This is a genomic window from Saccharothrix ecbatanensis (genome assembly GCF_014205015.1).
Taxonomy (GTDB): Bacteria; Actinomycetota; Actinomycetes; order Mycobacteriales; family Pseudonocardiaceae; genus Actinosynnema; species Actinosynnema ecbatanense.
Map to the genome: position 1 here is coordinate 2,240,594 of NZ_JACHMO010000001.1, position 26,741 is coordinate 2,267,334.

Sequence of the window (26,741 nt, forward strand, 5' to 3'; positions counted from 1 at the left end):
CCCACTCCTGTCCCTACCTGGTACGTGCGGTTCGGGACCAGTCTTCCGGCACGACCTCAAGAATGCGTGGAGGGAGAATCCAGCCGCACGGCCGCAAGCTGGTCGCGCAGGTGTTCCGCGAGTCGGGTCGGTGTCGGGAAGTCGAAGACCAGTGTTTCCGGCAGGTCTACCCCGGTCGCGGACTCCAGTCGCCTCCGGAAGTCGGTCGCGCTCAGCGAATCGAAGCCGATGTCGATGAAGTCCCGGAGCGGTTCCACAGTGCCGGCCATCGCGTGCCCGAGCACCTCGGCCGCGTGCGCGCGGACCACTTCGAACAGCACGTCGACCTGATCGTCCGGGGTCGCTGCGGCAAAGCGGTCGCGCACCGTCGGTGTCGACCCGACGGGATTATCCGCGGAGCTTTCCGCAGACGCGCCGTTCCTTTCCGATACGCCTTCCCCATTGGCGCTGCCGGAGGTGACGTTGATGGTTTCCCTCGCCCAGTTCGCGAGCGCGGGCAGTAGTCCGCTCAACGGTGTGTCGGCGTCGATCCCGAGTACTCCGGCGAGTTCCGCGGAATCACCCTTGCGCACGAGTTCCCAGAAGTGTTGGTCGTCGACAACGGGTTGTGGCGCGCTGTCGAGCCAGTAGTGGTGGTGTTGGAAGGGGTAGGTGGGGAGGTCGGGGGGTGGTGGTGTGGTGGTGGGGTGGATTGTTTGCCAGTTGGGGGTGGGGTTGTGGTGGGTGTGGAGTGTGGTGAGTGCGTTGGTGAGTGTGTGGTTTTCGGGGTGGTGGGGGTGGAGTGTGTTGGTGGTGGTGTGGTGGTGGGCGTTGAGGTGGTGGAGGATGTTTTTGGTGAGGGTGGTGAGGGTGGTGTCGGGGCCGATTTCGAGGTAGTGGGTGGTGTTGTTTTTGTGGGCGTGTTGGATGGCGTGGTGGTAGTGGACGGTGGTGCGGAGGTGTTGGGTCCAGTGTTCGGGGGTTTGGAGTTGGTGTGGGTTGGTTGGTGTTTCGGTGGTGGTGATGATGGGGGTGGTGGGTGGGTGGTAGGTGAGTGTGCGGGTGGTGGTGTGGAGTTGGTGGAGGAGGTGGTTTGTGTGGGGTGAGTGGAAGGCTTGGCGGGTGGGGAGGGTGGTGGTTTTGGGGAATTTTTTGGCGATGGTGTGGGCGGTGTGGTGGTCGCCGGAGATGACGGTGTGGTGGGGGCTGTTGATGGCGGCGATGGCGATGTGGTGTTCGTGTCCGGTGAGGTGGGGGAGGACTTCGTGGTGGGGGGCGTGGATGGTGATCATGGCGCCGGTGGTGGGGAGGGTTTGCATGAGGCGGGCGCGTGTGGTGATGAGTGTGGCGGCGTCGGGGAGGGTGAGGATTCCGGCGAGGTGTGCGGCGGTGATTTCGCCGAGTGAGTGGCCGATGAGGTGGTCGGGGTGGATTCCCCAGTGTTGGAGTTGGCGGTGTAGTGCGATTTGGAGGGCGAAGAGGGCGGGTTGGGCCCAGCGGGTCTGGTGGAGTGGGGGTGGTTGGTGGATGGGTGGGAGGCCGAGGTGGTGGGCGGCTTCGTTCCAGGCTTGTGCGAATACGGGGTGGTGGTCGTGGAGTTGTCGGCCCATGTGTTGGTGTTGTGGGCCTTGGCCGGTGAAGAGGAACGCGAGTTTGCCGGGGATGACGCGTCCTTGGGTGAGGGCTTGGTGGTGTTGGTCGGTGGCGAGTGCGGTGAGTGCGTGGAGCAGGTCTGTGGTGGTGGTTGTGGTGAGGGTGGCGCGGTGGGGGAAGTGTGTGCGGTGGTTGGCGAGTGTGGCGGCGAGTGCGTGCAGATCGGTGTCGGGACGTTCCCGCAGATAGGCCGCCAAACGCACCGCTTGTTCTTTGAGTGCTTGGTGGGTGGTGGCGGAGAGGAGGTGGGTGGTGGGTGTGGTGGTGGGTTGTGTGGTGGTGGGTGTGGTGGGTGGTGGTTGTTCGATGATGGTGTGGGCGTTGGTGCCGCTGATTCCGAATGAGGAGATTGCGGCGCGGCGTGGGTGGTTGGTGTGGGGCCAGGGTTGTGTGGTGGTGGTGAGGGTGATGTGGGGGTTCCAGTGGGCGTGGGGGGTGGGTTGGTTGATGTGGAGGGTTTTGGGGAGGGTTTTGTGGTTGATGGCGAGGGTCATTTTGATGATGCCGGCGATGCCTGCGGTGGCTTGGGTGTGGCCGATGTTGGATTTGAGTGATCCGAGGTGGAGTGGGTGTTGGCGGGGTTGTGCGTAGGTGTCGATGATTGCTTGGGCTTCGATGGGGTCGCCGAGGGTGGTTCCGGTTCCGTGTGCTTCGACGGCGTCGATGTCGTGGTGGGTGAGTTTGGCGTTGGTTAGTGCTTGGTTGATGACTTGTTGTTGGGCGTGGCCGTTGGGGGCGGTGAGGCCGTTGGTGGCGCCGTCCTGGTTGATGGCGGTGGCGCGGATGATGGCGTGGATGTGGTGGTTGTGTTGTCGGGCGGTGGAGAGTTTTTCGATGAGGAGGATGCCGATTCCTTCGGACCATGCGGTGCCGTCGGCGGTGTCGGAGAAGGGTTTGCAGCGTCCGTCGGGGGCGAGTCCTTGTTGGCGGCTGAATTCGAGGAAGATGCCGGGTGTGGACATGATGGTGGCGCCGCCGGTGATGGCGAGGTCGCATTCGTTGTTGCGGATGGCCTGGGTGGCGAGGTGGAGTGCGACGAGTGAGGAGGAGCAGGCGGTGTCGATGGTGATGGCGGGGCCGTGGAGGCCGAGGGTGTAGGCGATTCGTCCGGAGGCGACGGCGCTGGTGTTGCCGGTGAGTTTGTAGCCGGTGAGGGTGGTGGGTGTGTGTTGTAGTTGGGGTCCGTAGTCGTGGGTGGTGGCGCCGATGAAGACGCCGGTGTTGGTGCCGTGGAGTGTTGTGGGGTCGATTCCGGCGCGTTCGAGTGTTTCCCAGGTGGTTTCGAGCAGGTGTCGTTGTTGTGGGTCCATGGCGGTTGCTTCGCGGGGTGAGATGCCGAAGAAGGCGGGGTCGAAGTCTGCGGCGTTGTGGAGGAATCCGCCGTGGCGGGTGTAGGTGGTGCCGGGGTGTTGGGGGTCGGGGTGGTAGAGGTTGTCGAGGTCCCAGCCGCGGTTGTCGGGTAGTCCGGTGATGGCGTCGCGTTCGTCGATCAGCAGGTTCCACAGGTCTTCGGGTGATCGGACGCCGCCGGGCAGTCGGCATCCCATGCCCACGATCACGATCGGATCGTCATCGACAGGTCGCTCCGAGGTCCTGGTCTTGGTGGTGACCGGTGTCGTGCGCCGGCTGTCCGTGTCGGGGTTGCCCGTGAGGAGTTCCCACACCCGTCCGGCCACCGCCATCGGCGTCGGGAAGCTGAACACGAACGTCGGTGGCAGGCGCAGCTCGGTGACCGCGACCAGCCGGTTGCGCAGATCCACTCCGGCCATGGAATCGACGCCCATGTCCCGGAAGGGCACGGTCAACTCGACCTCGTCGGGTGAGTCGAAGCCGAGCACCTCGGCGGTGTGCCGGCGGACCAGGTCGAGCACCACGTCCCGGCCCTGTTTCTCGGGCAGCTCCGCCAGTCGGCGGGCGTACTCCGACGGAGCCGGCGATTCTCCGTCCACGGACTCCTCGACCTCTTGGTCCACGGGCATGTCGGCGGACTCGGGCGGATCGTCGTGGACGGCCGACGGCGTTCCGACCGCCTGCGTCGTGTCGAGCCAGTACACCCGGTGCTGGAACGCGTACGTCGGCAGTTCGACGCTCCGGCCGGCGAACCCGGGCAGCGGGTCGACGTCGACACCCCGCACGAACGACTCGGCGAGCGAGGTCAGGAACCGGGTCATCCCGCCGTCGTCGCGGCGGAGACTGCCGATGACGACGGCGTCAGGACAGGTCTCCTCCATCGGCATGGTCAGCACCGGGTGCGCACTGGCCTCGATGAACGTGCGGAAGCCTTGGTCACCGAGCGCGCGCACGGCCGGCTCGAACAGCACCGTCTGCCGCAGGTTCCGGTACCAGTAGGCCGGGTCCAGCGTGGTGCCGTCCGCCCAGGCGCCCGTCACCGTGGAGAAGAACGGGATCTGCCCCTTCTGCGGCCTGATGCCGGCCAACGCGTCCAGCACACCGTCCCGGATGGACTCCACTTGTGCGGAGTGCGACGCGTAGTCCACCGGAACGCGCCAGACCCGGATGTCGGGCCTGCGCGCGATCAGCTCGTCGATGGCCGGGGAGTCACCGGAGACGACCACAGAGGACGGCCCGTTGATCGCCGCCACCGACAGCCGACTGTCGTGGAGCAGCTCGCGCGCCTCGTCCACCGGCAGCGGGACCACGGCCATGCTGCCGTGGCCGGCGAGGCCGAGGATCACCTTCGACCGCAGCGCCACCACCTTGGCCGCGTCCTCCAGCGACAGCGCACCGGAGACGCAAGCCGCTGCGATCTCGCCCTGGGAGTGCCCGAGCACCGCGGCGGGCTCGACACCGTGCGACCGCCACAAGGCGGTCAGGGACACCATGACCGCGAACAACGCGGGCTGCACGACATCGACGGCCGCGAGCGCCTCGGCATCGCCCAGGACGTCCGGCAGGGACCAGTCGACGTGGGGCGCCAGGGCGTCGGCGCACTCCCGCATCCGTTCCGCGAACACCGGGGACGACTCGATCAGCTCCTGTGCCATGCCGACCCACTGCGCTCCCTGGCCGGGGAAGACCAGCGCCACCTTGCCCGCGTCGCACGCGGTTCCGCGTACACCGCCTTGGCCCGAGGCGATCTCGGCCAGTCCCTGGAGGAGGCCGGTGTGGTCCTCGGACACGACGGCGGCGCGGTACTTCAACCGGGCGCGGGCCGTGGCGAGCGTGTGAGCGGTGTCCGCGAGGCTGAGTCGTGGGTGCTCGGTGAGGTGTCGGCGGAGCCGTTCGGCTTGTTCTTTGAGTGCTTGGTGGGTGGTGGCGGAGAGGAGGTGGGTGGTGGGTGTGGTGGTGGGTTGTGTGGTGGTGGGTGTGGTGGGTGGTGGTTGTTCGATGATGGTGTGGGCGTTGGTGCCGCTGATTCCGAATGAGGAGATTGCGGCGCGGCGTGGGTGGTTGGTGTGGGGCCAGGGTTGTGTGGTGGTGGTGAGGGTGATGTGGGGGTTCCAGTGGGCGTGGGGGGTGGGTTGGTTGATGTGGAGGGTTTTGGGGAGGGTTTTGTGGTTGATGGCGAGGGTCATTTTGATGATGCCGGCGATGCCTGCGGTGGCTTGGGTGTGGCCGATGTTGGATTTGAGTGATCCGAGGTGGAGTGGGTGTTGGCGGGGTTGTGCGTAGGTGTCGATGATTGCTTGGGCTTCGATGGGGTCGCCGAGGGTGGTTCCGGTTCCGTGTGCTTCGACGGCGTCGATGTCGTGGTGGGTGAGTTTGGCGTTGGTTAGTGCTTGGTTGATGACTTGTTGTTGGGCGTGGCCGTTGGGGGCGGTGAGGCCGTTGGTGGCGCCGTCCTGGTTGATGGCGGTGGCGCGGATGATGGCGTGGATGTGGTGGTTGTGTTGTCGGGCGGTGGAGAGTTTTTCGATGAGGAGGATGCCGATTCCTTCGGACCATGCGGTGCCGTCGGCGGTGTCGGAGAAGGGTTTGCAGCGTCCGTCGGGGGCGAGTCCTTGTTGGCGGCTGAATTCGAGGAAGATGCCGGGTGTGGACATGATGGTGGCGCCGCCGGTGATGGCGAGGTCGCATTCGTTGTTGCGGATGGCCTGGGTGGCGAGGTGGAGTGCGACGAGTGAGGAGGAGCAGGCGGTGTCGATGGTGATGGCGGGGCCGTGGAGGCCGAGGGTGTAGGCGATTCGTCCGGAGGCGACGGCGCTGGTGTTGCCGGTGAGTTTGTAGCCGGTGAGGGTGGTGGGTGTGTGTTGTAGTTGGGGTCCGTAGTCGTGGGTGGTGGCGCCGATGAAGACGCCGGTGTTGGTGCCGTGGAGTGTTGTGGGGTCGATTCCGGCGCGTTCGAGTGTTTCCCAGGTGGTTTCGAGCAGGTGTCGTTGTTGTGGGTCCATGGCGGTTGCTTCGCGTGGTGAGATGCCGAAGAAGGCGGGGTCGAAGTCTGCGGCGTTGTGGAGGAATCCGCCGTGGCGGGTGTAGGTGGTGCCGGGGTGTTGGGGGTCTGGGTGGTAGAGGTTGTCGAGGTCCCAGCCGCGGTTGTCGGGTAGTCCGGTGATGGCGTCGCGTTCGTCGATCAGCAGGTTCCAGAGGTCTTCGGGTGATCGGACGCCGCCGGGCAGTCGGCATCCCATGCCCACGATCACGATCGGATCGTCATCGATCGAGGGGTTGTCGACCCTGGTCGTGCTGACCGCCGCGCTTTCGGGTTTGCCGTCCTCGGCCGGATCACCGGTGAGCAGCTCCCACACCCGGGTCGCCAGCGCCGCCGGAGTCGCCCGGTCGTACAACAAAGTGGGGGGAAGTCGGAGATCCGTCGTCGCGGCGATTCGTTCGATCAGGTCGACTCCGGCCATCGAGTCGATGCCGATGTCGGTGAACGTCGACTCCATGCTTATCTCGCGTGGTGACGCAACGCCGCGGATAGCGGCCGTCGCGTTCCGCACCAGCGTCCTTACTTCTTCTTCGGAAACGGCCTCGTGCTTCGCTTCCGGTGACGTGGTCTCCGAGTCCTCGTCCGACTGCTGCGTGATCGGCAGTTCCGAATCGAGCCAGTAGTGGTGGTGTTGGAAGGGGTAGGTGGGGAGGTCGGGGGGTGGTGGTGTGGTGGTGGGGTGGATTGTTTGCCAGTTGGGGGTGGGGTTGTGGTGGGTGTGGAGTGTGGTGAGTGCGTTGGTGAGTGTGTGGTTTTCGGGGTGGTGGGGGTGGAGTGTGTTGGTGGTGGTGTGGTGGTGGGCGTTGAGGTGGTGGAGGATGTTTTTGGTGAGGGTGGTGAGTGTGGTGTCGGGGCCGATTTCGAGGTAGTGGGTGGTGTTGTTTTTGTGGGCGTGTTGGATGGCGTGGTGGTAGTGGACGGTGGTGCGGAGGTGTTGGGTCCAGTGTTCGGGGGTTTGGAGTTGGTGTGGGTTGGTTGGTGTTTCGGTGGTGGTGATGATGGGGGTGGTGGGTGGGTGGTAGGTGAGTGTGCGGGTGGTGGTGTGGAGTTGGTGGAGGAGGTGGTTTGTGTGGGGTGAGTGGAAGGCTTGGCGGGTGGGGAGGGTGGTGGTTTTGGGGAATTTTTTGGCGATGGTGTGGGCGGTGTGGTGGTCGCCGGAGATGACGGTGTGGTGGGGGCTGTTGATGGCGGCGATGGCGATGTGGTGTTCGTGTCCGGTGAGGTGGGGGAGGACTTCGTGGTGGGGGGCGTGGATGGTGATCATGGCGCCGGTGGTGGGGAGGGTTTGCATGAGGCGGGCGCGTGTGGTGATGAGTGTGGCGGCGTCGGGGAGGGTGAGGATTCCGGCGAGGTGTGCGGCGGTGATTTCGCCGAGTGAGTGGCCGATGAGGTGGTCGGGGTGGATTCCCCAGTGTTGGAGTTGGCGGTGTAGTGCGATTTGGAGGGCGAAGAGGGCGGGTTGGGCCCAGCGGGTCTGGTGGAGTGGGGGTGGTTGGTGGATGGGTGGGAGGCCGAGGTGGTGGGCGGCTTCGTTCCAGGCTTGTGCGAATACGGGGTGGTGGTCGTGGAGTTGTCGGCCCATGTGTTGGTGTTGTGGGCCTTGGCCGGTGAAGAGGAACGCGAGTTTGCCGGGGATGACGCGTCCTTGGGTGAGGGCTTGGTGGTGTTGGTCGGTGGCGAGTGCGGTGAGTGCGTGGAGCAGGTCTGTGGTGGTGGTTGTGGTGAGGGTGGCGCGGTGGGGGAAGTGTGTGCGGTGGTTGGCGAGTGTGGCGGCGAGTGCGTGCAGATCGGTGTCGGGACGTTCCCGCAGATAGGCCGCCAAACGCACCGCTTGCTCTTTGAGCGCTTCTTGGGTGGTGGCCGAGAGCGTGACCACCGATTGCCGGTCCGCCCGTTCGACCACTTGGAGGTCGACGGGCGGGGAGGGCGGTGCTCCCGTCAGCACGACGTGGCAGTTCGTGCCGCCCATGCCGAACGAGCTCACGCCGGCGATGCGCGGCCCGTTCTGGTCGGGCCACTGCGCCAACGACTCCTGGACGCGCAGGTTCAACTCGTCCAGCGGGATGCTCGACGGCGGCGAGGAGAAGTTGAGGCTCGGCGGCAAGTGGCCGTGCCACACGCACAGCGCGGCCTTCACCATGCCCACGATCCCGGCCGCGCCCTCCAGGTGACCGATGTTCGTCTTGGCGGAGGCCACCCGCAACGGCTCGCGGCGGGACGGCGCCTTGCCCAGGACCGCGCCGAGGGCATCGGCCTCCACCGGGTCGCCACGCTTGGTGCCGGTTCCGTGCAGTTCGACGTACTGGACGTCGCCGGGGTCGATCCGCGCGTCCTTATAGGCCAGTCGCAGCACTTCCCGCTGAGCGGCTGAACTCGGCGCGGTCAGTCCGTCCGTGGCGCCGTCGTTGTTCATCGCGCTGCCCCGGATCACGCAGTAGATCCGGTCTCGGTCGGCGACGGCTTGCTCCAGCGGTTTGAGGACGACCACGCCGCCGCCCTCGCCCCGGACGTACCCGTCCGCGCGCTCGTCGAAGGTGAAGACGCGATCTCCGGTGGAGAGCGCCCCGAACTTGGCTGTGGCGAACGTGGTCTCGTCGGCCAGGTTCAGGTTCACCCCACCGACGACGGCGAGGGACGACTCGCCGTGGCGCAGGCTCTGGCACGCGAGGTGGACCGCGACCAGCGAAGAGGATTGCCCGGTGTCCACGGTCATGCTCGGTCCGTGGAGATCGAGGAAGTACGAGATCCGGTTGGCGATGATCCCGCGGCTGAGACCGGTCAGGCTGTACTGCGTGATGGAGTCCGGCCCACGTCGGTGCAGCAGCGCCGCGTAGTCGTCCCCGATGGCGCCCACGAACACACCGACAGCGGAGCGGTCGAGCCGGTCGGGCACGATGCCGGCGTCCTCGAGGGCCGACCAGCTCAGCTCCAGCATCAGCCGTTGCTGTGGGTCCATCATCGCCGCTTCGCGTGGCGTGATCCCGAAGAACGCCGGGTCGAACTCGTCCACGGCGTCGAGGAATCCGCCGTACCGGACGATTTCTCCGGCCGCCGGCCACCGGCCGCGGGGCGGCTGTGTGATCGATTTCCCGCCTTGGCGCAGCAGTTCCCAGAAAGCCGATGTGCTGGTGCAGCCGGGCAGCCGACAGGAAAGACCGACGACCGCGATCGCGCCGTGGCGTGCCGGTGTGGGCTCGACTTCGGATCCGTGTGCGATCGGGAACACTCCGACCTCCCGTTGAACGGCATTGGAAATGACGCGTGCCGCAGCGGATTCGGACCGGATGGTATTTCCGTACTGGCGCGACTGCGGCGATGGGCCGGGATCGGCGTCCGGCGCGCACCAGGCAGCCGTTGAAATTAAGGAGGTGTCCGAATCTCGTGGACCTCGGCAGCGCAGGGTGCTGGCTGCGGACCGACCGGAGGGCCGGTTCGGGTCGAGTCGAGTCTTGTTCGGTGGCGGGGCAGCGCCGCGGGTCGAACCCGGCGATCAGATCGAAATGTCGCTGTCGAGGTCGCCGCTCGAACTCAATATCCCCAGATGCAGACGCTGGACCTGTGGGCTCGGCTCCAAGCCGAGTTCGAAGACGAGTTTGTCCCGTAGCATTTGATACACCATCAGTGCCTGGGCCCGCCTGCCGCTGTAGTGCAGCGCGCGCATGTACTGCGCGTGCAGCCCTTCGTGCAAGGGGTTCTCGGTGGTGAGCATGACGAGCTCCGGCAGCACTTCCCGGTGATGCCCGAGCCGCAACTGCGCGTCCACCATGTACTCGACCGCGACCAGGCGGGATTCTTCCAGCTGGCGCCGCTTCGACTCCAGCACCCGACCGCCCTTCACGTCCACGAGTGCGGGCCCCCGCCACACGCGCAGCGCTTCGCCGAGGCTCTTGACGGCGGTCCGGTCGTCACCGCCGGCCAGTGCGGCCTGGGCCGCCGCGAGGTACGTGTTGTACCGGTTGAGGTCCAGATTGCTGGGGCCGATGTTGAAGACGTACCCGCCCGCCCGCGTCACGAGTACTTCACGGGAAATCTCCGTCAAGCTCAGCTTCATGGTCGAAGCGAATAGCTTGCGGAGATTGAGGATGTAGGTCTGCAAGGTGGTCAGTCCACTGACCGGAGGTTTGTCGTCCCACAATTCAGACATGAGTGCAAACGTTGGAACTGTTTGTCCCTCATGGACCAGCAGAGTGCCGAGCACGCTCCGGAGTTTTGGTGCGCTCGGCACGCCGGAAATTGATCCCACACGGAGTTGTAAAGGTCCCAGAATGCCCGCATCCATGATAGTCCCCCAAGTCCGGCTTTAATCAGCCCCCGTCAGTTCAACCTACCACGGCTTTACCGGTGCTGCACTTGGTTCCCCAATGTTCTACGACCGATCCCGGTTGGGTTGACGGTTCAACTTCCGTCGAAGGCCAAGGCAATACGCCGAAAGCGAGGTCGATCTTAGTCATTTCGCAGTCGTGCGAGGTGCTCCCCGGCCAAACGGATCGTCGCGGTGCTGTTATCGCCGAGACTGGTCCGTACCAATTGGCGCGCACCGGCGACGGTCGCGTCGCGGCCGAGCAGAGTGGGAATGGCCAGGCGGTCCAGTCGCACGTTGTGTGTCGCAGTGACTACGGTCTGTTGGCCGGTCCCCGTCAGACGCCATTGGCCGGTGTGGGCGGTCATGATGCCCGGGGCTTGGAGCTGCTTGTAAACGATCCGGTCGTCGGGGAAGCACACGCGCACCGACTTCGTGGTGTGCGTGGACCCGTCCGCTGCGAGGGTGTTCATCTCCAGGGTCTGGATGTTCGGTGATTCCTCGGTGAGCACGACGCCCACGACGTGGGGGATGCGCTCGGTCCACTGTCCCGCGTCGTGCAAGAATTTGTAGACATCCCCTCGTTCGGCCGGAACCGCTACCGTGTCGTCGAAGGTGAGCAGCAGTTCTTCCGCGTCTTCCCGTTCGGCCTCGGCCTTCAGCGCGGCCAGTTCGGCCGTGCTGTTGCGGTCCACCGCGCGCTCGACCCAGGCCACGTTCCTCGGCTCGTTGCCCACAACGCGGAACTCGTGCGTGAGCCTGACGTGGGTCCGCTTCCCGGGCAGCGCCGCGATCAGCCAGGCGCCGGCCATGCTGAGCAGGGGGTGCTGGGAGACCTCCTGGTGGAACGTGACCCGCAACCGGTCGTGGTCCAGTTCCCGTCGGGACTGCCACTTCCTCACCTCGCCGTTGCCGGTTGCCCATATTTGCAGCCGCTCGGCACTTTCCCCACGTTCGAGGTAGTCCACATGCACCGTGGGTGGAAAGATCATCGGCCATTTCGCCGCATCGGCGATCAGATCGAACACGGTCTTCGCCGGTGCCGCGACAGTGATCTCGTGTGCGGTCGTCCGGGTGTCGGAACTTGCCATGTGGTGTCCGTTCTCGGGCGTCGGATCGGGTGGCGAAGATCGTCGTCTGTGGGATGCCGATGTCGCCGCAACCGTTGAGTTCCTACGGGGCGGACAACGCCACGGCCGGGTGGCGGACGGATCGAGCCGACCCCTTCGGGGCGGCGCGACGACCCGGCGGAATCTTCGCCTTGGACTTGTCTGGAACTGCCGCGCCCGTCGTCCCCCGACCGCTGCCCTTACGGGGCAGACGACGCCGCGTTCGGGCGCGCGGAGAGGACCGCTTCGTACGGCTCTCTCCGCACGTCGCCGGTTTGGTCGACGCCCCGGATATCGCGTCGGAGATCGACGTCGACCTCCTGGTCGGTGGCAATCGTGGCCAGCTGGTCCGCTGCGGCCATCGGTCTCCTCAGCTCTCGGATGTCCGGGCACGTCGAGGGCGCCGCGTCCGAGGTTGGCACGAGGTGCTAGGAGATCGCATGGAGCGTCGGGCCACGCTCACTAGGGATCCACTGGATGTGCGCAGCGTGGTGGTTCAAACGCGCTCCGCTTCCACGATCCAGGCCGGGGTGTGGATGTGGCCGTTCTCGTCCGGTTCGAGGTCCAACCGGAAGTACTCGAGGGCCGCCTTGGGCATGACGCCGGTGATCAGGCCGGCGTCGAGTCGGGTGATGGCCCACCCGGTGGCCGGAAGCGTCTTTCGCAGGTCGTCCTCCGAGATGCGGAAGGGGACCGGCATCTCCTTCGGTGTGGCGTCCGACGCGCAGAGCATGTGGAGCCGGGCGCCGGGCCTGGTGGCCCGGTGCAGAGCCGTCGTGTAGTCCCGGCGTTGTCTCCCCGCGCTCAGGCCGTGGTAGAGCCCGCTGTCCAGCACGACGTCGAAAGAGGCGTCATACCCCGGCAGCACGCACGCGTCGGCGACCTCGAACGCGACCGCGACACCCCGTTCGGCGGCCCGTTGCCGTGCCTGCTCGATGGCCGTCGGCGCGGAGTCGATCCCGGTCGTCCGATGGCCGTTGCCGGCGAGGAAGATGGCGTTCTCGCCGCGGCCGCAGCCCGCGTCGAGCACATCGCCGTGAAATCCGCCGGCGCGTTCGATCTCGACCACGACCGGTTGTGGTCCGTGAATGTCCCACGGCACGAAGTTGAACAGGTCCGGGACGTCGCCGCGATAGATCGACTCGAAATCGAAGTACTGATCGATTTTCTGTCGCTTGGAATACTCGCCCGCCATGCGAACTCCTCCGGGTATGCAGATGGCACCAGCAGAGTAGTGCGTTGCGCGTCGATGTGGTCCACCCCGGCGCGCCTCAGCTGTCCCGCCGATGGGACTGGCGCACCGGCCTGCGGCGGACGGGTGCGTCTCGGCGGTCGGCGCACCTCCGGTCGAGCCCGAGCGATTTACGAGAGCCGCTCGATCACCTTCGCCAAAGCTGGTCGGGTACCTGGACGAGCTGTTCGGACGAAGGGCTTTCGAATGCTGATGAACCGGCGGGTCGCCGTCACCGGGATAGGTGTGCGTGCCCCGGGCGGGGGGAACACCAAGGAATTCTGGGAGCTGATCTCGTCGGGCACTTCGGCGACGCGGACCATTACGCAGTTCGACGCTTCCCGGTTCCGGTCGCAAATCGCCGCCGAGTGCGATTTCGACCCGGTCGCGGACGGGCTCACACCGCAGCAGATCCGGCGGATGGACCGGGTCGCCCAATTGGTCGTCGCCGCGACCAGGGAAGCACTGGTGGACAGCGGCGCGGCCGACGGGCTGGACCCGGAGCGCACAGGTGTGTCGGTGGGGAGTGCGATCGGCAGCACCATCAGCCTGGACCGCGAGTACAACGTGCTCAGCGACGGGGGCCGCAAGTGGCTTGTCGACCACGAGTACGCGATTCCCCACCTGTTCAGCTACCTGGTCCCGACGTCGCTGGCGGCCGAAGTCGCCTGGGTGGCGGGCGCGGAGGGGCCTGTGGCGGTGATCTCCACCGGGTGCACGTCGGGGATCGAGTCGGTGGCGCACGCGGCGCGGCTGATCCGGGAGGGCTCTGCCGACGTGATGATCGCCGGCGCCACCGACGCGCCCGTCACGCCCATCACGGTGGCCTGCTTCGACGCGATCAAGGCCACCTCGCCGCGCAACGACGACCCGTTGCACGCCTGCCGGCCGTTCGACCTGAACCGCAACGGGTTCGTGCTCGGGGAGGGGAGCGCGGTGCTGGTCCTGGAGGAGCTGGAACGAGCGCGGGCGCGTGGTGCGCACATCTACGCCGAGCTGGCCGGCTTCGGGGTGCGGGCGAACGCCCACCACATGACCGGTCTCCGGTCGGAAGGCCATGAGATGGCCGCCGCGATCACCTCGGCGTTGGCGATGGCCGGCCGCTTGCCGGAAGACGTCGACTACGTCAACGCGCATGGTTCGGGCACGAAGCAGAACGACCGGCACGAGACGGACGCGTTCAAGCGCAGCCTCGGCTCGCACGCGTACCGGACTCCGGTGAGTTCGATCAAATCCATGATCGGCCATTCGCTGGGGGCCATCGGTGCGATCGAGATCGCCGCCTGCGCCCTGGCCCTGGAGTACGGCGTGGTGCCACCCACCGCCAACCTGCACGAGCCCGACCCGGAGTGCGACCTCGACTACGTGCCGCTCAAGGCGCGCGAGGCTCCATTGGAGACGGTGCTCACCGTGGGCAGCGGTTTCGGCGGTTTCCAGAGCGCCGTAGTGCTGACGAAGGGGGAATCGTGACTACCACGAGCACACTGCCGCGAGCTGTGATCACCGGATTGGGGATCACCGCGCCGAACGGCTTCGGCATCGACCGGTACTGGGCGGCGACCCGGCGCGGTGAGAGCGGCATCGGCCGGATCACCAGGTTCGACCCCTCCGGCTACCCGGTGCGGCTGGCCGGCGAGGTGCCGCCCTTCGACCCGAACGACTACCTGCCCGGACGGTTGGTCCCGCAGACCGACCAGATGACCAGGCTCGCGCTGATGGCGATGGACTGGGCGGTCGAGGACGCCGCGGTCGACCTGTCCACGATCCCGGAGGAGCTGGTCGGCATCGTCACCGGCAACTCGGTCGGAGGCCTGGAGTTCAGCCAGCGCGAACTGGAGAAGCTGTGGAGCGTCGGCGGCAAGCACGTCAGCGCCTACCTCTCGTTCGCCTGGTTCTACGCGGCGAACACCGGCCAGATCTCCATCCGGCACGGGCTGCGTGGACCAGGCGGGGTGCTCACCGGCTACGCGGGTGGCCTCGACGCGGTGGGGCACGCTCGTCGCTACGTGCGTGACGGCGTGCCGCTGGTGGTCTCCGGCGCGGTGGACAGCGTCCTCTGCCCGTTGGGCTGGGTGATCGAGATGACCACCGGCCGGGTCAGCGAACACCCCGACCCCACCCGTGCCTATCTGCCGTTCGACGCGGCGGCGAGCGGCTACCTGCCGGGCGAGGGCGGCGCCATCCTGATCGTCGAGGACGCCGATGCCGCGCGTCGCCGGGACGCCCGTCCCTACGGTGAGATCGCCGGCTACGGGTCGACCTTCGACCCGGCGCCGGGCTCGGACCGCGAGCCCGGACTGCGGCGCGCGATCGAGCTCGCCCTGCGGGAAGCCCGGGTGACACCCGCCGAGATCGACGTGGTGTTCGCCGACGCCGCCGGTGTGGCCGAACTCGACCGCGCCGAGGCGACCGCGATCAGCGGCGTGTTCGGCCCTCATGGCGTGCCGGTGACGGCGCCGAAGACCATGACCGGTCGGCTGCACTCCGGCAGCCCCGCGCTCGACGTCGCCACCGCGCTGCTCAGCATGCGGCACGGCGTCATACCGCCGACGATCAACGTGACCGATCCCGTCGCGGCGGACCAGCTCGACCTGGTGCTCGACACGCCACGCGAAGCGTCTCCACGTGCCGCTCTGGTGCTGGCCCGCGGCGACGGGCTGAACTCGGCCATCGTGCTGACCGCCCTCTGAACACGGCGAAGTGGGCGGACCCCGCGGGTCCGCCCGCTGTGGGCAACTCAGAAGTTGCCGAGGCCGCCGCAGACGTTGAGCGCCTGCGAGGTGATCGACGCGGCCGTGGGCGAGGCCAGGTACGCGGCCAGCCCGGCGACCTCCTCGGGTGTGGTGTAGCGACCGAGCGGGATCTTGGCCTGGAAGCGTTGCAGCACCTGGTCTTCCGTGATGCCCCACGCGTTCGCGTAGCCCGCCCGGACCCGTTCGGCCATCGGCGTCTCGACGTAGCCGGGGCACACGGCGTTGACCGTGATGCCGGTCGACGCCAGTTCGTTGCCCAGTGCCTTCGTGAAACCGACCACGCCGTGCTTGGACGCAGAGTACGGCGCACCGAGCACCACGCCCTGCTTGCCCGCGGTGGAGGCGATGTTGATGATCCGGCCGCTCTTCCGGTCCCTCATGCCTCCGGCGGTGAGCACCTCGCGGGTCACCCGGAAGACGCTGTTCAGGTTGGTCTCGATCACGTCGTCCCAGGTCTCGTCCGGGATGTCGGCGGTCACGCCGCCTCCGGTCCGGCCCACGTTGTTGACCAGCACGCTGATCGGGCCGTACGTCTCCACCGCCGTCGCCACCAACTTCCGCACCTGGTCGACCGAGCGGACGTCGCACGGCGCACCGGAGACCTCCAAGCCTTCGCCGCGCAGCTTCTCCGCGGTCATGGCGACGGTGTCGGCGTCGCGTGCGCAGAAGAACACCCGCATCCCGGCGTCCGCCAGCGCGCGGGTGATGGCCAGCCCGATACCGCTCGATCCGCCCGTGACGAGCGCGGTCCTGTTGTCCGACATGTCAGCTCTCCCGCCTGATTAAACCTTTCCGAGTCAACTTCGCAGGCGCCGCTAGGAACCCGGTCGAGCACGAGGTGATCCCTCACAGCACTTCCAGGACCGCGACCGTCCAGCTGAAGCCGGCGCCGATGCCGACGAGGACGCACGTCTGGCCCGGGTGCAAGAGGCCGGTGTCGACGAGGTGGGCGAGGCCGGCGAACTGGTCACCGGCCCCGAGGTGCCCCACCCGTGTGCTCCACGGCCACGTCGTCCGCTCGGGGTCGATGCCGAACGGGCCGAAGTACTGCGCCGACATCCGGGTGCGGCCCAGGTTGGGCAGGACGAACCAGTCGATGTCGGCCAACTTCACGCCCGCTCGCGCTGTCGCCTGGTCGAACGCCTCGCGCTGACCGGACTCGATCCGCTTGAGCAGCGCCTCCAGCCCGATCTCCTGGACCAGCGCGGAACTGGTGGCGCTCAGATCGATCGGCATCCCGGTCGCGAAGGGAGCGTCGGCGAACGGGGCGTCGCCGCGACCGCCGCGCTCCAGGCCCGGATCGGACACCGTGACGAGACCTCGGATCCTGGCGAACCCGCCGCGAGTGGAGAGGACCAGCGCGGCGCCGCCGTCCCCGCAGATCGTGCTGGGATCACTGCGCCACCGGTCGAACCCCGGCATGCAGAAGCGGTCGGCCGTGGTGAGCAGGGCGGCGAATCGGCCGGGGTCCGCCTCGAGGTAGGCAGCGGCGAGTTGCAGCGCGGCCATGCCGCCGTTGGACATCTGCCGGACTTCCATAGCGGGACAACGGTTACCCACGGAGAACCGTTGCACGTAAGAAGCGGGTGCCCACATGTCGTGGCCTTGGAAGTACGCGCTGGCGTGCAGGACCAGGCTGATGTCGTCCGGGGAGCAGCCGGACCGGTCGAGCGCGGACCGAGCGGCCAGCACGGCCATCTCGGGCGCCGACTCCCGCGTCGAGACGCGGACCGACTCGATCCCGGTGTTCCACACCAGGATCCGTTCTGCCAGCCCCGCTTGTTCGGCTTCGTCCAGGGTCATCGGGTTCGGCAGCCATGAAGCAGCGCCGGCGACGTAGAGCACCATACCGGCGACTGTCGCCCATCCGGGTCGAGAACGGGCCGGGATCCGGCCGGGGAGCCGACCTCGAGCGGCCTTGGGCCAAGTCTTGAGCCGCCGTCGCTATCCATGCAGCAACAGCCGAACAGGAGGAACTGCCATGACCCGACGAGTGGCGCTGCTGTTTCCGGGACAGGGGTCGCAGTACCCGCGGATGGCGGCCGGACTCTATGGCAGCGACGACGTCTTCACCTCGGTCATGGACGAGGCGTTCGAGCTGCTCGGCGAGCAGGGACCGGCGATCCGAGCGGCCTGGCTCGACGACAGCCACGCGGAGCATTTCGACGACGTGACCCGTGCGCAGCCCTTGCTGTACGCCGTCGACTACGCCCTCGGACGGGTGGTCCTCTCGTGGGGGCTGGAACCGGTGGCGATGCTCGGCCACAGCGTGGGGGAGATGGTCGCGGCGACTTTGGCGGAGGTGTTCACCTTCGCCGAGGGCATGGAGCTGATGCGCGACCGGGTCAAGCACTACGCCGACTCGCCGCCCGGCGGGATGCTCGCGGTCGCGGCGTCGGTCGACGACGTCACGCCGTTCCTGACGGGCGCCGTGGCCATCGCCGCGGTCAACGCCAAGCGGCAGACCATGCTCGCCGGCGGGCGCTCCGAGTTGGCCGCGGTGGCGAAGGCCTTGCACGCCGATGGGTACACCTGCATGCGCGTCCGCGCGAACCAGGCGTTCCACAGCCCGATGGTGGCGGACGCGGCCGAACGCACGCTCGACGGCTTCCGCTCCGTTCGGCTCTCGGTTCCCCGCCGCACGATCGTCTCGTCGCACCTCGGCACGGTGTTGACGCCTGAAAAGGCCCTGGACCCGGTCTTCTGGGCGATGCAGCCGGCCACCACGGTGCAGTTCTGGCCGGCGCTCGACCTGCTGCTGGGCGGCGAGGACCTGTTCGTCGTGGAAGCCGGTCCCGGGCAAGGGTTGACCACGCTCGCGCGCCTGCACCCCGCGGTCCGGTCCGGGAGGAGCGAGGCCGTCGCGCTGTTGCCGACACGGGCGATCAGTCCTCGGGCCGACCGCGACGCGGTGCGCGACGTCGCGCACCGCATCAAGGCCGAGAGCATGACCGCGACCGCGTCGTGAAAGGACCCGAGATGCACAGGACCGAGCACCTGCGCGCCCGGCTGCGCGCGGAGCTGGCCCGGCTGCTCGAAGTGGACCCCGCCGAGGTGGACGAGGACGACCGGTTCGCCAATCTCGGCCTCGATTCCCTCCGTGCCACGGCATTGGCGGACGCGCTGTCCGGCGTGCTCGGCGACCGGGTGTCACCGGCATTGCTGTGGGCGTATCCCACCGTCTCCGAGCTCGTCCACCACCTGACCCGGCCCGCACCGGTCGAGACGACGGTCCGGCACGCGTCCAGCGCCCGCGAGGAAGAGGTCGCGGTGATCGGCATGGCCTGCCGGTTCCCGGGTGCGGGCGACATCGACGCGTTCTGGGAATTGCTGCGCACCGGGACCGACGCGGTCAAGCCGGTGCCGCCAGACCGGTGGACCCCGGACCCGACGCTGGTCGGGATGCCGGACCACGCCGGTTTCCTGGACCAGCCGGTGGACGCCTTCGACCCGCTGTTCTTCGAGATCTCGCCCCGTGAAGCGGCCGAGATCGACCCGCAGCACCGGTTGTTCCTCGAGGTGGCCTGCGAGGCGCTGGAAGCGGCGGGAGTCGCGGGCGACGCGCTGAGGAACAGCCGCACCGGGGTCTACGCGGGCGCGATCTGGCACGACTACGCCGATCTGCACGGCACGGACGTGGACCGGCTGTCCCCGCACACCGCCACTGGCCAGGCGTTGGGCATGGTGGCCAACCGGCTGTCCTACGCGCTCGGACTGCGCGGTCCCAGCATGACGCTCGACAGCGCGTGCTCCTCTTCGCTGCTCTCTGTGCACCTCGCCTGCCAGAGCATCCGGTCGGGTGAATCCGACATGGCTGTCGCCGGTGGGGTGAACCTCCTGCTGAGCATGGCGACGATGGCCTCGCTCGCCCAGTTCGGCGGGCTGGCCCCGGATGGGCGCTGCAAGGCCTTCGACGCCCGTGGTGACGGTTTCGGCCGCGGGGAGGGCTGCGGTGTCGTCGTGCTCAAGCCGCTGTCCCGCGCGCTGGCGGACGGTGACCGGATCTGGTGCGTGATCAAGGGGTCCGCGGTCAACAACGACGGCCCCAGCAACGGTCTCACGGCGCCGAACCCGTTGGCGCAGCAGGAAGTCCTCCGGGACGCCTGCGAACGGGCCGGGGTGCCGCCCGGCGACGTCCACTACGTGGAGACGCACGGGACCGGAACCGCACTGGGCGACCCGATCGAGGCGAGCGCGCTTGGTGCGGCGTTCGGCTCGGGCCGGTCGGCCGACGAGCGGTTGGTCATCGGTTCGGTGAAGACGAACATCGGCCACTTGGAGGGCGCCGCCGGCATCGCCGGTCTGATCAAGACGGCGCTGTGCCTGCACCACGGCCAGGTGCCGCCGAACCTCCACTTCGACGAACCCAACCCGCACATCGACTTCGACCGGTTGCGGTTGCGCGTGCCCCGTGCGGTGGAAGAGTGGCCGCCGGACCGGCGGTTGGCCGGCGTGAGCTCGTTCGGCTGGGGAGGCACGAACGTCCACGTCGTGCTCGGCGGCTGGACGGAGCCTGCGCCGCCGGCCGAGTTCACCCCGGCGCACGACGCCGATGGGCACGCGCGGATCGCGTTCGTCTGCTCACCGCACGGCCACCAGTGGGTCGGCATGGGGCGGCTGATGCTGCGCACAGAGCCGGTGTTCCGGTCCGCGATCGAGCGCTGCGACCGCGCACTCGCGCCGCACACCGGCTGGTCCCTGCTGGACGAGCTGTTCGCGGACGAGGATCGAGTCCGCTACGACGACGTTTCGGTCACCCAGCCGATCCTGTTCGCGGTGCAGGTGGCGCTCGCCGCGTGGCTGGCGTCGCGCGGGGTCCTACCGGACACCGTGGCGGGTCACAGCCTCGGCGAGATCAGCGCCGCGGTGATCGCGGGTTTCCTGGACATCCCCGAGGCAGCGCGGCTGGTCCACCACTACAGCAGGCACCAGAGGCTGCTCGCCGGCCGTGGTGAGGGGATGGCCGTGGTGGAGCTGTCCGCCACGGAACTCGGCGAAGAGGCGGAGCGGGCGGGAGTCGTCGTCGCGGCCCGGAACGGCCCGAGGTCGACCTCACTGGCCGGGTCGGTGGCCGCCCTCGAAGGACTGCTCGCGGACCTGAAGGCCCGCGGCGTGCTGTGCGCGATGGTGAAGGTGGGCGTCGCCGCGCACAGCCCGGCCATCGACGAGGTGAAGGACGACCTGGTGGCGGCCATCGGCGAGCTGGCCGTCACTCCAGGCCGGATCCCGATGATCTCGACCGTGACCGGCGCGCCGGTCGAAGTGTCCCAACTGGACGCCGCCTATTTCGCGCGAAACCTCCGCGAGCAGGTCCTGCTGGCGGATGTCACCGCCAAGTTGCTGGCCGACGGGCACGACGTCCTGGTGGAGCTGAGCGCGAATCCCGTGCTGCTGTCCGCCCTGCGGCAGAGCGCGGAGGACGCGGGCGGCGCCGCGACCGTTTTGGGCACCATGACCCGGGGCGACGACGACCGCGCGGGTGTCCGGGAAGCGCTCCTGGAACTCGACCGGCTCGGTGCGGTGCGGCCGGTCCCGACCGGCTCCGCCGAGCTGTTCACGCTGTCCGCGAAGACGACGGCGGCACTCCGTGAACACGCCGGGCAGGTGGCAGCCGTCGTCGACGGAAGCCGGCCGATGCCGGACCTCGCGGCCGCCGCGGCCCGTCGTCCCGATCATCCCTACCGCCTCGCGGCGGTCGCCGGCACCAGCGGCGAACTTGCCGACGTGCTGCGCGACTACGCCGAGGGCGCGCACTCCGGTGGACTGCGCGCCGCCACGAGACCGGCCCGACAGCCCAAAGTCGCGTTCGTGTTCCCCGGCCAGGGCTCGCAGTGGATCGGCATGGGCCGGGAGCTGCTGGCCGGGGAACCCGTGTTCCACGCGGTGATGCGGGAGTGCGATGCGGCCATCGCGCGGTTCGTCGACTGGTCGTTGCTGGACGAGCTGCTCGCCGACGAGTCGACCGCCCGGCTGGACCGGATCGACGTGGTGCAGCCGACGCTGTTCGCCATGGAGGTCGCGCTCGCGAAGCTGTGGGAGTCGTGGGGCGTGCTGCCCAGTGCGGTCGTCGGGCACAGCATGGGTGAGGTGGCGGCCTCGTACATCGCGGGTGCCGTCTCGCTGGACGACGCGGCACGGGTGATCTGCCGGCGCAGCAAGTTGATGCGCCGGGCCGGTGGTCAGGGCGCGATGCTCGCCGTCGAGCTGACCGCGAACGAGGCGGCGGAGGCGATCGGTGACCGGCGGGAACTGGTGTCCATCGCGGTGAGCAACAGCCGGCGTTCCACGGTGTTGTCCGGTGACCGCGCCGTTCTCACGGCGGTGGCGGACGAGCTGGCCCGGCGCGAGGTGTTCCACCGCTGGGTCAAGGTCGACGTCGCGTCGCACAGCCCGCGGATGGACCACCTGCGCGACGACCTGGTCGAGCTGCTCGACGGCGTGTCCGGGCGGTCACCTCGGGTGCCGATGTACTCCACGGTGTCCGGTCGGCTCGCCGAGGGCGCCGAGCTGGACGCCGGCTACTGGTTCCGCAACCTCCGGATGCCGGTCCGGTTCGGCGACCAGATCGAGAACCTGGTGCGCGCGGGGCACACCGTGTTCGTGGAGATGAGCCCGCACCCGATCCTGCTGCCCGCCGTGCAGCAGGTCGCCGCGGACCTCGGTTCGACCGACGTGACCGTCCTGCCGTCGCTCCGGCGCGGCGAGCCGTCCCGCCGCGTGCTGCTCGACTCCCTCGGCGCGCTCTACGTCCTGGGTGCTCCGGTCGATCGGGAGCGGGCGTCGACCCCCGGACGTCGCACGGTCGCGCTGCCGCACTACCCCTGGCAGCGAGAGCGGTACCGGCTGGAGGTCCGGTCCCGGTCGCGGCGCGGGTCGCTGCTGGGCGACCGGCTCGATTCGGCGATCGAACGGGGCGCCCACTACTGGCAGCCCGAGCTGGACCTGGACACCGCGGCCATCGGCGATCACGTGATCGGCGGTCGGGCCGTCGTCCCCGGGAGCGCCTACCTGGACATGGCCCTGCGGGCTGCCCGCGAAGTGCTGCCCGGGTCCGAGGGGTTCGAGGCGAAAGCCGTGCGGTTCCGCAGACCGTTCGTGATCGGCGAATCCGGTCGCAGAGCCCAGATTGCGCTCATCCTGGACGAGACGACCGGCTCGGGCGCGGTCCGCTTCTTCGAGGACGGCGAAAACGGGTTCGCCTCCGTCGCCGAGCTCGACTTGTCCACCACGGCCACCGCCCCGCCAGAGGTGTCGGCGGACGCCACGGCGATCAGGCGGCGGTTGGCTGCGGACGGCATCCCCGGCGACGAGTTCTACGCGCGGCTGGCGGAACGCGGCCTGGCGTACGGACCGGCCTACCGTCGCATCCGGCGGGTCAGCAGTGCGGAGCAGGAGGCGTTCGCCGAGATCACCGCGGCTCCGCGTCGTCGTGACGACGGGTGCGTCGTCGATCCCGCAGTGCTCGATGCCGCTCTTCAAACGGCCGTGGCGCCCGCGCTCGGCCCTGAGGGCGGGTTGATCAGCGTCGGGATCGAGCGGGTCGTGGTGCGTCGAAGCCTGATCGAGGACTGCTACGCCCACGCCGTCGTCCGACCGTACGAACGCGGCTTCAAGGCGGACGTGTCCGTGTACGACCTGTCGGGTGAGGTCGTCGTGGGAGTGACCGGGCTCGCCCTCGTCCGGTCGACACCTGTTTTTCCGGCGGACGCGGACACCCCCGTCGCCGCCGGAGGCGAGTCGCGGCCGGCCGGGAGGATCCCCGCGCTGGTCCGCGACTCGCTGCTGAAGATGTCCAGCGGAGCGCACCGGCGGGCCGCCATCGAGACGGCCGCGGCGGAATGCGTGGCGACCGTGGCCCGCATCCCGGCGGCCTCGATCGACCCGGACATGCCGCTGCGCGCGCTGGGCATCAATTCTTTGATGGCCATGGAACTGCGCAACCAGCTCGAAGGCCGGTTCGAGATCACGTTGTCGACCACGACCATCCTGAACCACCCGACCGTGCGCGCGCTCGCGCCACTGGTCGCCCGGCAGGCGGGAGTTCCACTGGACGACGCGGTGATCGATTCGGCCTGAGCGGCCCGTGCGACGTCGCAAACCATTCCGGCGAAGGGAGATATATCGACATGGGAAAGTTCACCATGGAAGATCTGGTCCGTGTGATGCGAGCCGCGGCAGGCGAAGACGGACAGGTCGACTTGGACGAAAAGGTCCGCCAGTGCGGCTTCGACGAACTCGGCTACGACTCCCTCGCCGTGTTGGAGACGGCGAGCCGCGTCGAACGGGAGTATGGGGTGATCCTTGACGAGGAGGCCATGGCGTTGGTCGAGACGCCGACACAGTTCGTCGCGCTCGTGAACGGTCAGCTCGCCTCTTTGGCGTGACGGTTCGCCACGGGATCGGCCGGGGCCGAGTGGATAAGCGGCCTCGCACCGGGTAGCCGGAGGGATTTCCGCCCTCCGGCTATTCGTGGTGGCTCGGGTGCGACAGCGACCACGTGCCCAGTTTTCCTGGATCAAAGGTCGAGTGGGCGCTCGTACGCTCTCACCATGAGCGAAGTCAATTACCAGGAATTGTCGAGAAGCGTCATCATCACCGGTGGTGGAACGGGAATCGGGAGAGCCGCGGCGCTGGCTTTCGCGAAGGCCGGCGACCGGGTCCTCATCGTCGGCAGGTCGGCCGGGCCGCTCACGGAAACCGCGAACCAGAGCGATCGCATCAAGGCGCTGCCTCTCGACATCACCGACCCCGACGCGCCGGAGCGGATCGTCCGCACCGCGCTCGACGAGTTCGGTCGCATCGACGTCCTCGTGCACAACGCTTACACCGCCGGGTTCGGTGACCTCGAAGCGATCGAGCGGGCCTCGGTCGAAGCGCAGGTGGCGACGAACCTGATCGCGCCGATATTCCTCACCCAGCACGCCGTGAGCGCGCTCGCCGAAACCGGGGGGACGGTCGTGAACATCACCACCTCCGGATCGCTCGGCATCCGGGCCACGCCGAGTCGCGGTGTGTACGGCGCCACCAAGGTCGCCCTCGACTCGCTGACCAGGACCTGGGCGGTCGAACTCGGGCCGAAGGGCATTCGGGTCGTGTCGGTCGCGCCCGGTCTGGTGGACACCGGCGGCGCCGTGCGGGCCGGGATGATGCCGGAACCCGTCTACCAGGACTTCCTCAACGGCATGCGGTCCAAGGTGCCCGCTGGTCGCATCGGCGATCCCGAGGACATCGCGTGGTGGATCGTGCGGATCACCCAGCCCGGGGCCGGGTACGCCACCGGGGCCGTGCTCGCCGTCGACGGCGGTTTGTCACTCACCTGAACCGTGTCGCCCTGGTGATGTCGCGAACGGTGCGGCGCCGGCAGCGTGGTCGTGGACAACGCGGAGCCGACACCGCACCGTCGCATTACGAGCGTGGTGCGGATTTCTCACTGATCGGCCGAGGTATTCCACTTCCCGGCGTTCTCGGCCAACCAGTCCAGCGTGCTGCGGACGTTCAGCGGTTCCAACTGGACCTTGACCCGCACCTGGTCCTCCAGGTGCTCGTGGGCGCCCATCTGGTAGCGCTCGTCCAACTCGGAGAGGTGCTCCTGCGCGCCTTCGGTAGTGGTGCCGACCAACCGGGCCTCGATGTGCACGGTCCGCGTCATGTCTTTCGGATCGATGAGCAGCAGGGAAGCTTGCTGGTCGCGCTCGAGGTGCTCCAGCCAGCGGGCGCCGCGGAACGTGTTGAGCCAGAAATGGCCGTCGCGGTACTTGTACCACACCGGGTCCATCTTCACCACGCCATTCCGGCGCTTCGTGCCGATCACGATAGGCATTACTTCCGCGAAGAAATCGACATTGGCTTGACTTATCTCGAGCATGGTGGCCTCCGGTGATGACCAGGTCGCGTGCCCCTATCGTGTCCGGGTGTCGGTCGGTGCGCAATGGTCATCCAGCGATTCTCGAGCGATCCAATGTACACCGTGGTCGTCTAGTCATGCTCGACCGGCGATAGAAAGGTCGCCGCTACAGTGGCGGACAGCCTGGCGATACCGGATCGGGCATTATCCGCAAGAGGGGAAACTGCCGATGAGCACCACCGACGACGTGATCGAGCGAACCTCGCCGGAGCCCTTGCCGTCGACCCCGGCCGAGTTGCTGGAGTGGTGCCGCACCCACCGCGCGGACAACCCGGTCCACTACGACGAGCGCCAGCGGTCGTGGCAGGTGTTCCGGTACGTCGACGTGGCCGAGGTGCTCGGCGACCCGGCCCGGTACCTCGCCGACCTCGGCGACCTCAGGCCGTCCAATCCGGAACTGGACCTCATGCAGCGGGGCAACTTCGTCAACATGGACGGGCCGAGGCACAGGATGCTGCGCGGTCTGGTGAGCCAGGCGTTCACCTCGAAGGTCGTCACCGCGCTCACACCGAAGATCACCACGCTCACGGGCGAACTGCTCGACGCCGTCGCCGACCGCGAGTCGTTCGACCTGGTTGACGCTCTCGCCTACCCCCTCCCGGTCACCGTGGTGTCGGAACTGCTCGGCGTGCCTGCCGAGGACCGCCCGCTGTTCCGGCGGTGGGCGGAGCAGCTGTTCCCGTTCAACGAGGAGGACTCGAACGTCGCCGGCACGCAGGACGCGATGGACGCCCTGATCCCCGCCGTCCGCGAGATGATCGAGTACTTCCGGGCGCAGCTCGACCGGCGCCGGGCCCGACCGGCCGACGACCTGACGACCAGGCTGGTCGAGGCGGAGACGGCCGCCGACAAGTTGACCGACGACGACATCATCGGGGTCATCACCCTGCTGTTGACGGCCGGCCACGTGACCACCACCGCACTGCTCGGCAACGCCGTGCTGACCCTGCACGAACACCCCGAGGCCGCTGCGAGGCTGCGCACCGACCGGGACGCCCTGCCGTCGGCGGTCGACGAAGTGCTGCGTTACCGGCCGTCGCTGCCTTGGCTGACCCGGCGCACGGCCACCGAAGTGACCCTCGCCGGACAGGTGATCCCCGCCGGGGACGTCATCATGCCGTGGTTGGTGTCGGCGAACCGGGACGAGGCGAAGTTCCGCGACCCGGACGTGTTCGACATCGGCCGCCGGCCCAACCAGTACCTCAGCTTCGGCCACGGCATCCACTACTGCCTGGGCGCTCCGCTGGCCAAGCTCGAGACCAGGATCGCGCTGGGACTGCTGTTCGACCGGTACCGGGAGATCGCCGTCGTGGACGACGAGTTCCACCACCCGTTCGCGATGGGCGGCGCCAAGAGCCTCAGTGTGGCCGTTGTCCGCTGAGGCGCCGGATGGCGAAGAACGCGAACGGCGGGTCCCGTGCC

At 68.0% G+C, this 26,741-nt stretch carries 15 protein-coding genes; 7 read left to right on the plus strand and 8 right to left on the minus strand.

The genetic code is table 11. From position 1 onward, the window contains the following. Positions 1 to 56: 56 nt before the first annotated feature. From F4560_RS09625 to F4560_RS09645, 5 genes are all read right to left on the minus strand, one after another. Positions 57 to 9,248, minus strand: coding sequence for a type I polyketide synthase (locus F4560_RS09625; RefSeq protein WP_184918755.1), 9,192 nt, complete (start codon positions 9,246 to 9,248; stop codon positions 57 to 59). Positions 9,249 to 9,512: 264 nt separating this feature from the next. Further along, entirely contained in the window at positions 9,513 to 10,220 is a 708-nt protein-coding gene (locus F4560_RS09630) for an AfsR/SARP family transcriptional regulator (protein WP_221483430.1), read from the minus strand. 245 nt (positions 10,221 to 10,465) lie between these two features. Next, complete coding sequence (locus F4560_RS09635) at positions 10,466 to 11,413, minus strand: aromatase/cyclase (protein WP_184918758.1); 948 nt, start codon at positions 11,411 to 11,413, stop codon at positions 10,466 to 10,468. 218 nt (positions 11,414 to 11,631) lie between these two features. Then, complete coding sequence (locus tag F4560_RS09640; RefSeq protein WP_184918760.1) at positions 11,632 to 11,793, minus strand: hypothetical protein; 162 nt, start codon at positions 11,791 to 11,793, stop codon at positions 11,632 to 11,634. A 134-nt stretch (positions 11,794 to 11,927) separates the two neighbouring features. Beyond that, positions 11,928 to 12,626 (minus strand): class I SAM-dependent methyltransferase, encoded by a 699-nt coding sequence (locus F4560_RS09645; RefSeq protein ID WP_184918762.1) that lies wholly within the window; start codon positions 12,624 to 12,626, stop codon positions 11,928 to 11,930. 249 nt (positions 12,627 to 12,875) lie between these two features. Here F4560_RS09645 and F4560_RS09650 point away from each other — a divergent pair, with 249 nt between their 5' ends. Both F4560_RS09650 and F4560_RS09655 read left to right on the plus strand, forming a co-directional pair. Continuing rightward, a complete protein-coding gene (locus F4560_RS09650; RefSeq protein WP_281392109.1) occupies positions 12,876 to 14,132 on the plus strand; it encodes a beta-ketoacyl-[acyl-carrier-protein] synthase family protein in 1,257 nt (418 codons plus the stop codon). After that, a complete protein-coding gene (locus F4560_RS09655) occupies positions 14,129 to 15,352 on the plus strand; it encodes a ketosynthase chain-length factor (protein WP_312868963.1) in 1,224 nt (407 codons plus the stop codon). The genes F4560_RS09650 and F4560_RS09655 overlap by 4 nt, the downstream gene beginning before the upstream one ends. 47 nt (positions 15,353 to 15,399) lie before the next feature. Here F4560_RS09655 and fabG read toward each other — a convergent pair whose 3' ends face one another. Both fabG and F4560_RS09665 read right to left on the minus strand, forming a co-directional pair. Next, positions 15,400 to 16,179 (minus strand): 3-oxoacyl-ACP reductase FabG, encoded by a 780-nt coding sequence (gene fabG / locus F4560_RS09660; RefSeq protein WP_184918766.1) that lies wholly within the window; start codon positions 16,177 to 16,179, stop codon positions 15,400 to 15,402. Between the two features lie 82 nt (positions 16,180 to 16,261). After that, entirely contained in the window at positions 16,262 to 17,263 is a 1,002-nt protein-coding gene (locus F4560_RS09665; protein ID WP_184918767.1) for a ketoacyl-ACP synthase III family protein, read from the minus strand. Between the two features lie 133 nt (positions 17,264 to 17,396). On the opposite strand from F4560_RS09665, the gene F4560_RS09670 reads away from it, so the two are divergent. The 4 genes from F4560_RS09670 (at position 17,397) to F4560_RS09685 (ending at position 24,735) form a co-directional block, all read left to right on the plus strand. Beyond that, complete coding sequence (locus F4560_RS09670; RefSeq protein WP_184918769.1) at positions 17,397 to 18,383, plus strand: acyltransferase domain-containing protein; 987 nt, start codon at positions 17,397 to 17,399, stop codon at positions 18,381 to 18,383. A gap of 11 nt (positions 18,384 to 18,394) precedes the next feature. After that, entirely contained in the window at positions 18,395 to 23,491 is a 5,097-nt protein-coding gene (locus tag F4560_RS09675) for a type I polyketide synthase (RefSeq protein ID WP_184918771.1), read from the plus strand. A gap of 50 nt (positions 23,492 to 23,541) precedes the next feature. Next, on the plus strand, positions 23,542 to 23,799 hold the full coding sequence (locus tag F4560_RS09680; protein WP_184918773.1) for an acyl carrier protein: 258 nt from the start codon (positions 23,542 to 23,544) through the stop codon (positions 23,797 to 23,799). 165 nt (positions 23,800 to 23,964) lie between these two features. Further along, positions 23,965 to 24,735, plus strand: a complete 771-nt coding sequence (locus F4560_RS09685; RefSeq protein ID WP_184918775.1) for an SDR family NAD(P)-dependent oxidoreductase — start codon at positions 23,965 to 23,967, stop codon at positions 24,733 to 24,735. Positions 24,736 to 24,842: 107 nt separating this feature from the next. On the opposite strand, the gene F4560_RS09690 is transcribed toward F4560_RS09685, so the two are convergent. Continuing rightward, entirely contained in the window at positions 24,843 to 25,280 is a 438-nt protein-coding gene (locus F4560_RS09690; RefSeq protein WP_184918777.1) for a pyridoxamine 5'-phosphate oxidase family protein, read from the minus strand. A 208-nt stretch (positions 25,281 to 25,488) separates the two neighbouring features. Between F4560_RS09690 and F4560_RS09695 the strand changes: the two genes are divergently transcribed. Then, the gene (locus tag F4560_RS09695) at positions 25,489 to 26,700 is read left to right on the plus strand and encodes a cytochrome P450 (RefSeq protein WP_184918779.1); all 1,212 of its coding nucleotides are present in this window, start codon (positions 25,489 to 25,491) and stop codon (positions 26,698 to 26,700) included. Positions 26,701 to 26,741 lie beyond the last annotated feature (41 nt).

Excerpts from the sequence above, each read along its gene's own strand:
- F4560_RS09635 (WP_184918758.1), bottom strand. The coding sequence starts at position 11,413 with ATGGCAAGTTCCGACACCCGGACGACCGCACACGAGATCACTGTCGCG.
- F4560_RS09640 (WP_184918760.1), bottom strand. The coding sequence starts at position 11,793 with ATGGCCGCAGCGGACCAGCTGGCCACGATTGCCACCGACCAGGAGGTC.
- F4560_RS09645 (WP_184918762.1), bottom strand. The coding sequence starts at position 12,626 with ATGGCGGGCGAGTATTCCAAGCGACAGAAAATCGATCAGTACTTCGAT.
- F4560_RS09650 (WP_281392109.1), top strand. The coding sequence starts at position 12,876 with ATGAACCGGCGGGTCGCCGTCACCGGGATAGGTGTGCGTGCCCCGGGC.
- fabG (WP_184918766.1), bottom strand. The coding sequence starts at position 16,179 with ATGTCGGACAACAGGACCGCGCTCGTCACGGGCGGATCGAGCGGTATC.
- F4560_RS09665 (WP_184918767.1), bottom strand. The coding sequence starts at position 17,263 with ATGGTGCTCTACGTCGCCGGCGCTGCTTCATGGCTGCCGAACCCGATG.
- F4560_RS09670 (WP_184918769.1), top strand. The coding sequence starts at position 17,397 with ATGACCCGACGAGTGGCGCTGCTGTTTCCGGGACAGGGGTCGCAGTAC.
- F4560_RS09675 (WP_184918771.1), top strand. The coding sequence starts at position 18,395 with ATGCACAGGACCGAGCACCTGCGCGCCCGGCTGCGCGCGGAGCTGGCC.
- F4560_RS09680 (WP_184918773.1), top strand. The coding sequence starts at position 23,542 with ATGGGAAAGTTCACCATGGAAGATCTGGTCCGTGTGATGCGAGCCGCG.
- F4560_RS09685 (WP_184918775.1), top strand. The coding sequence starts at position 23,965 with ATGAGCGAAGTCAATTACCAGGAATTGTCGAGAAGCGTCATCATCACC.
- F4560_RS09690 (WP_184918777.1), bottom strand. The coding sequence starts at position 25,280 with ATGCTCGAGATAAGTCAAGCCAATGTCGATTTCTTCGCGGAAGTAATG.
- F4560_RS09695 (WP_184918779.1), top strand. The coding sequence starts at position 25,489 with ATGAGCACCACCGACGACGTGATCGAGCGAACCTCGCCGGAGCCCTTG.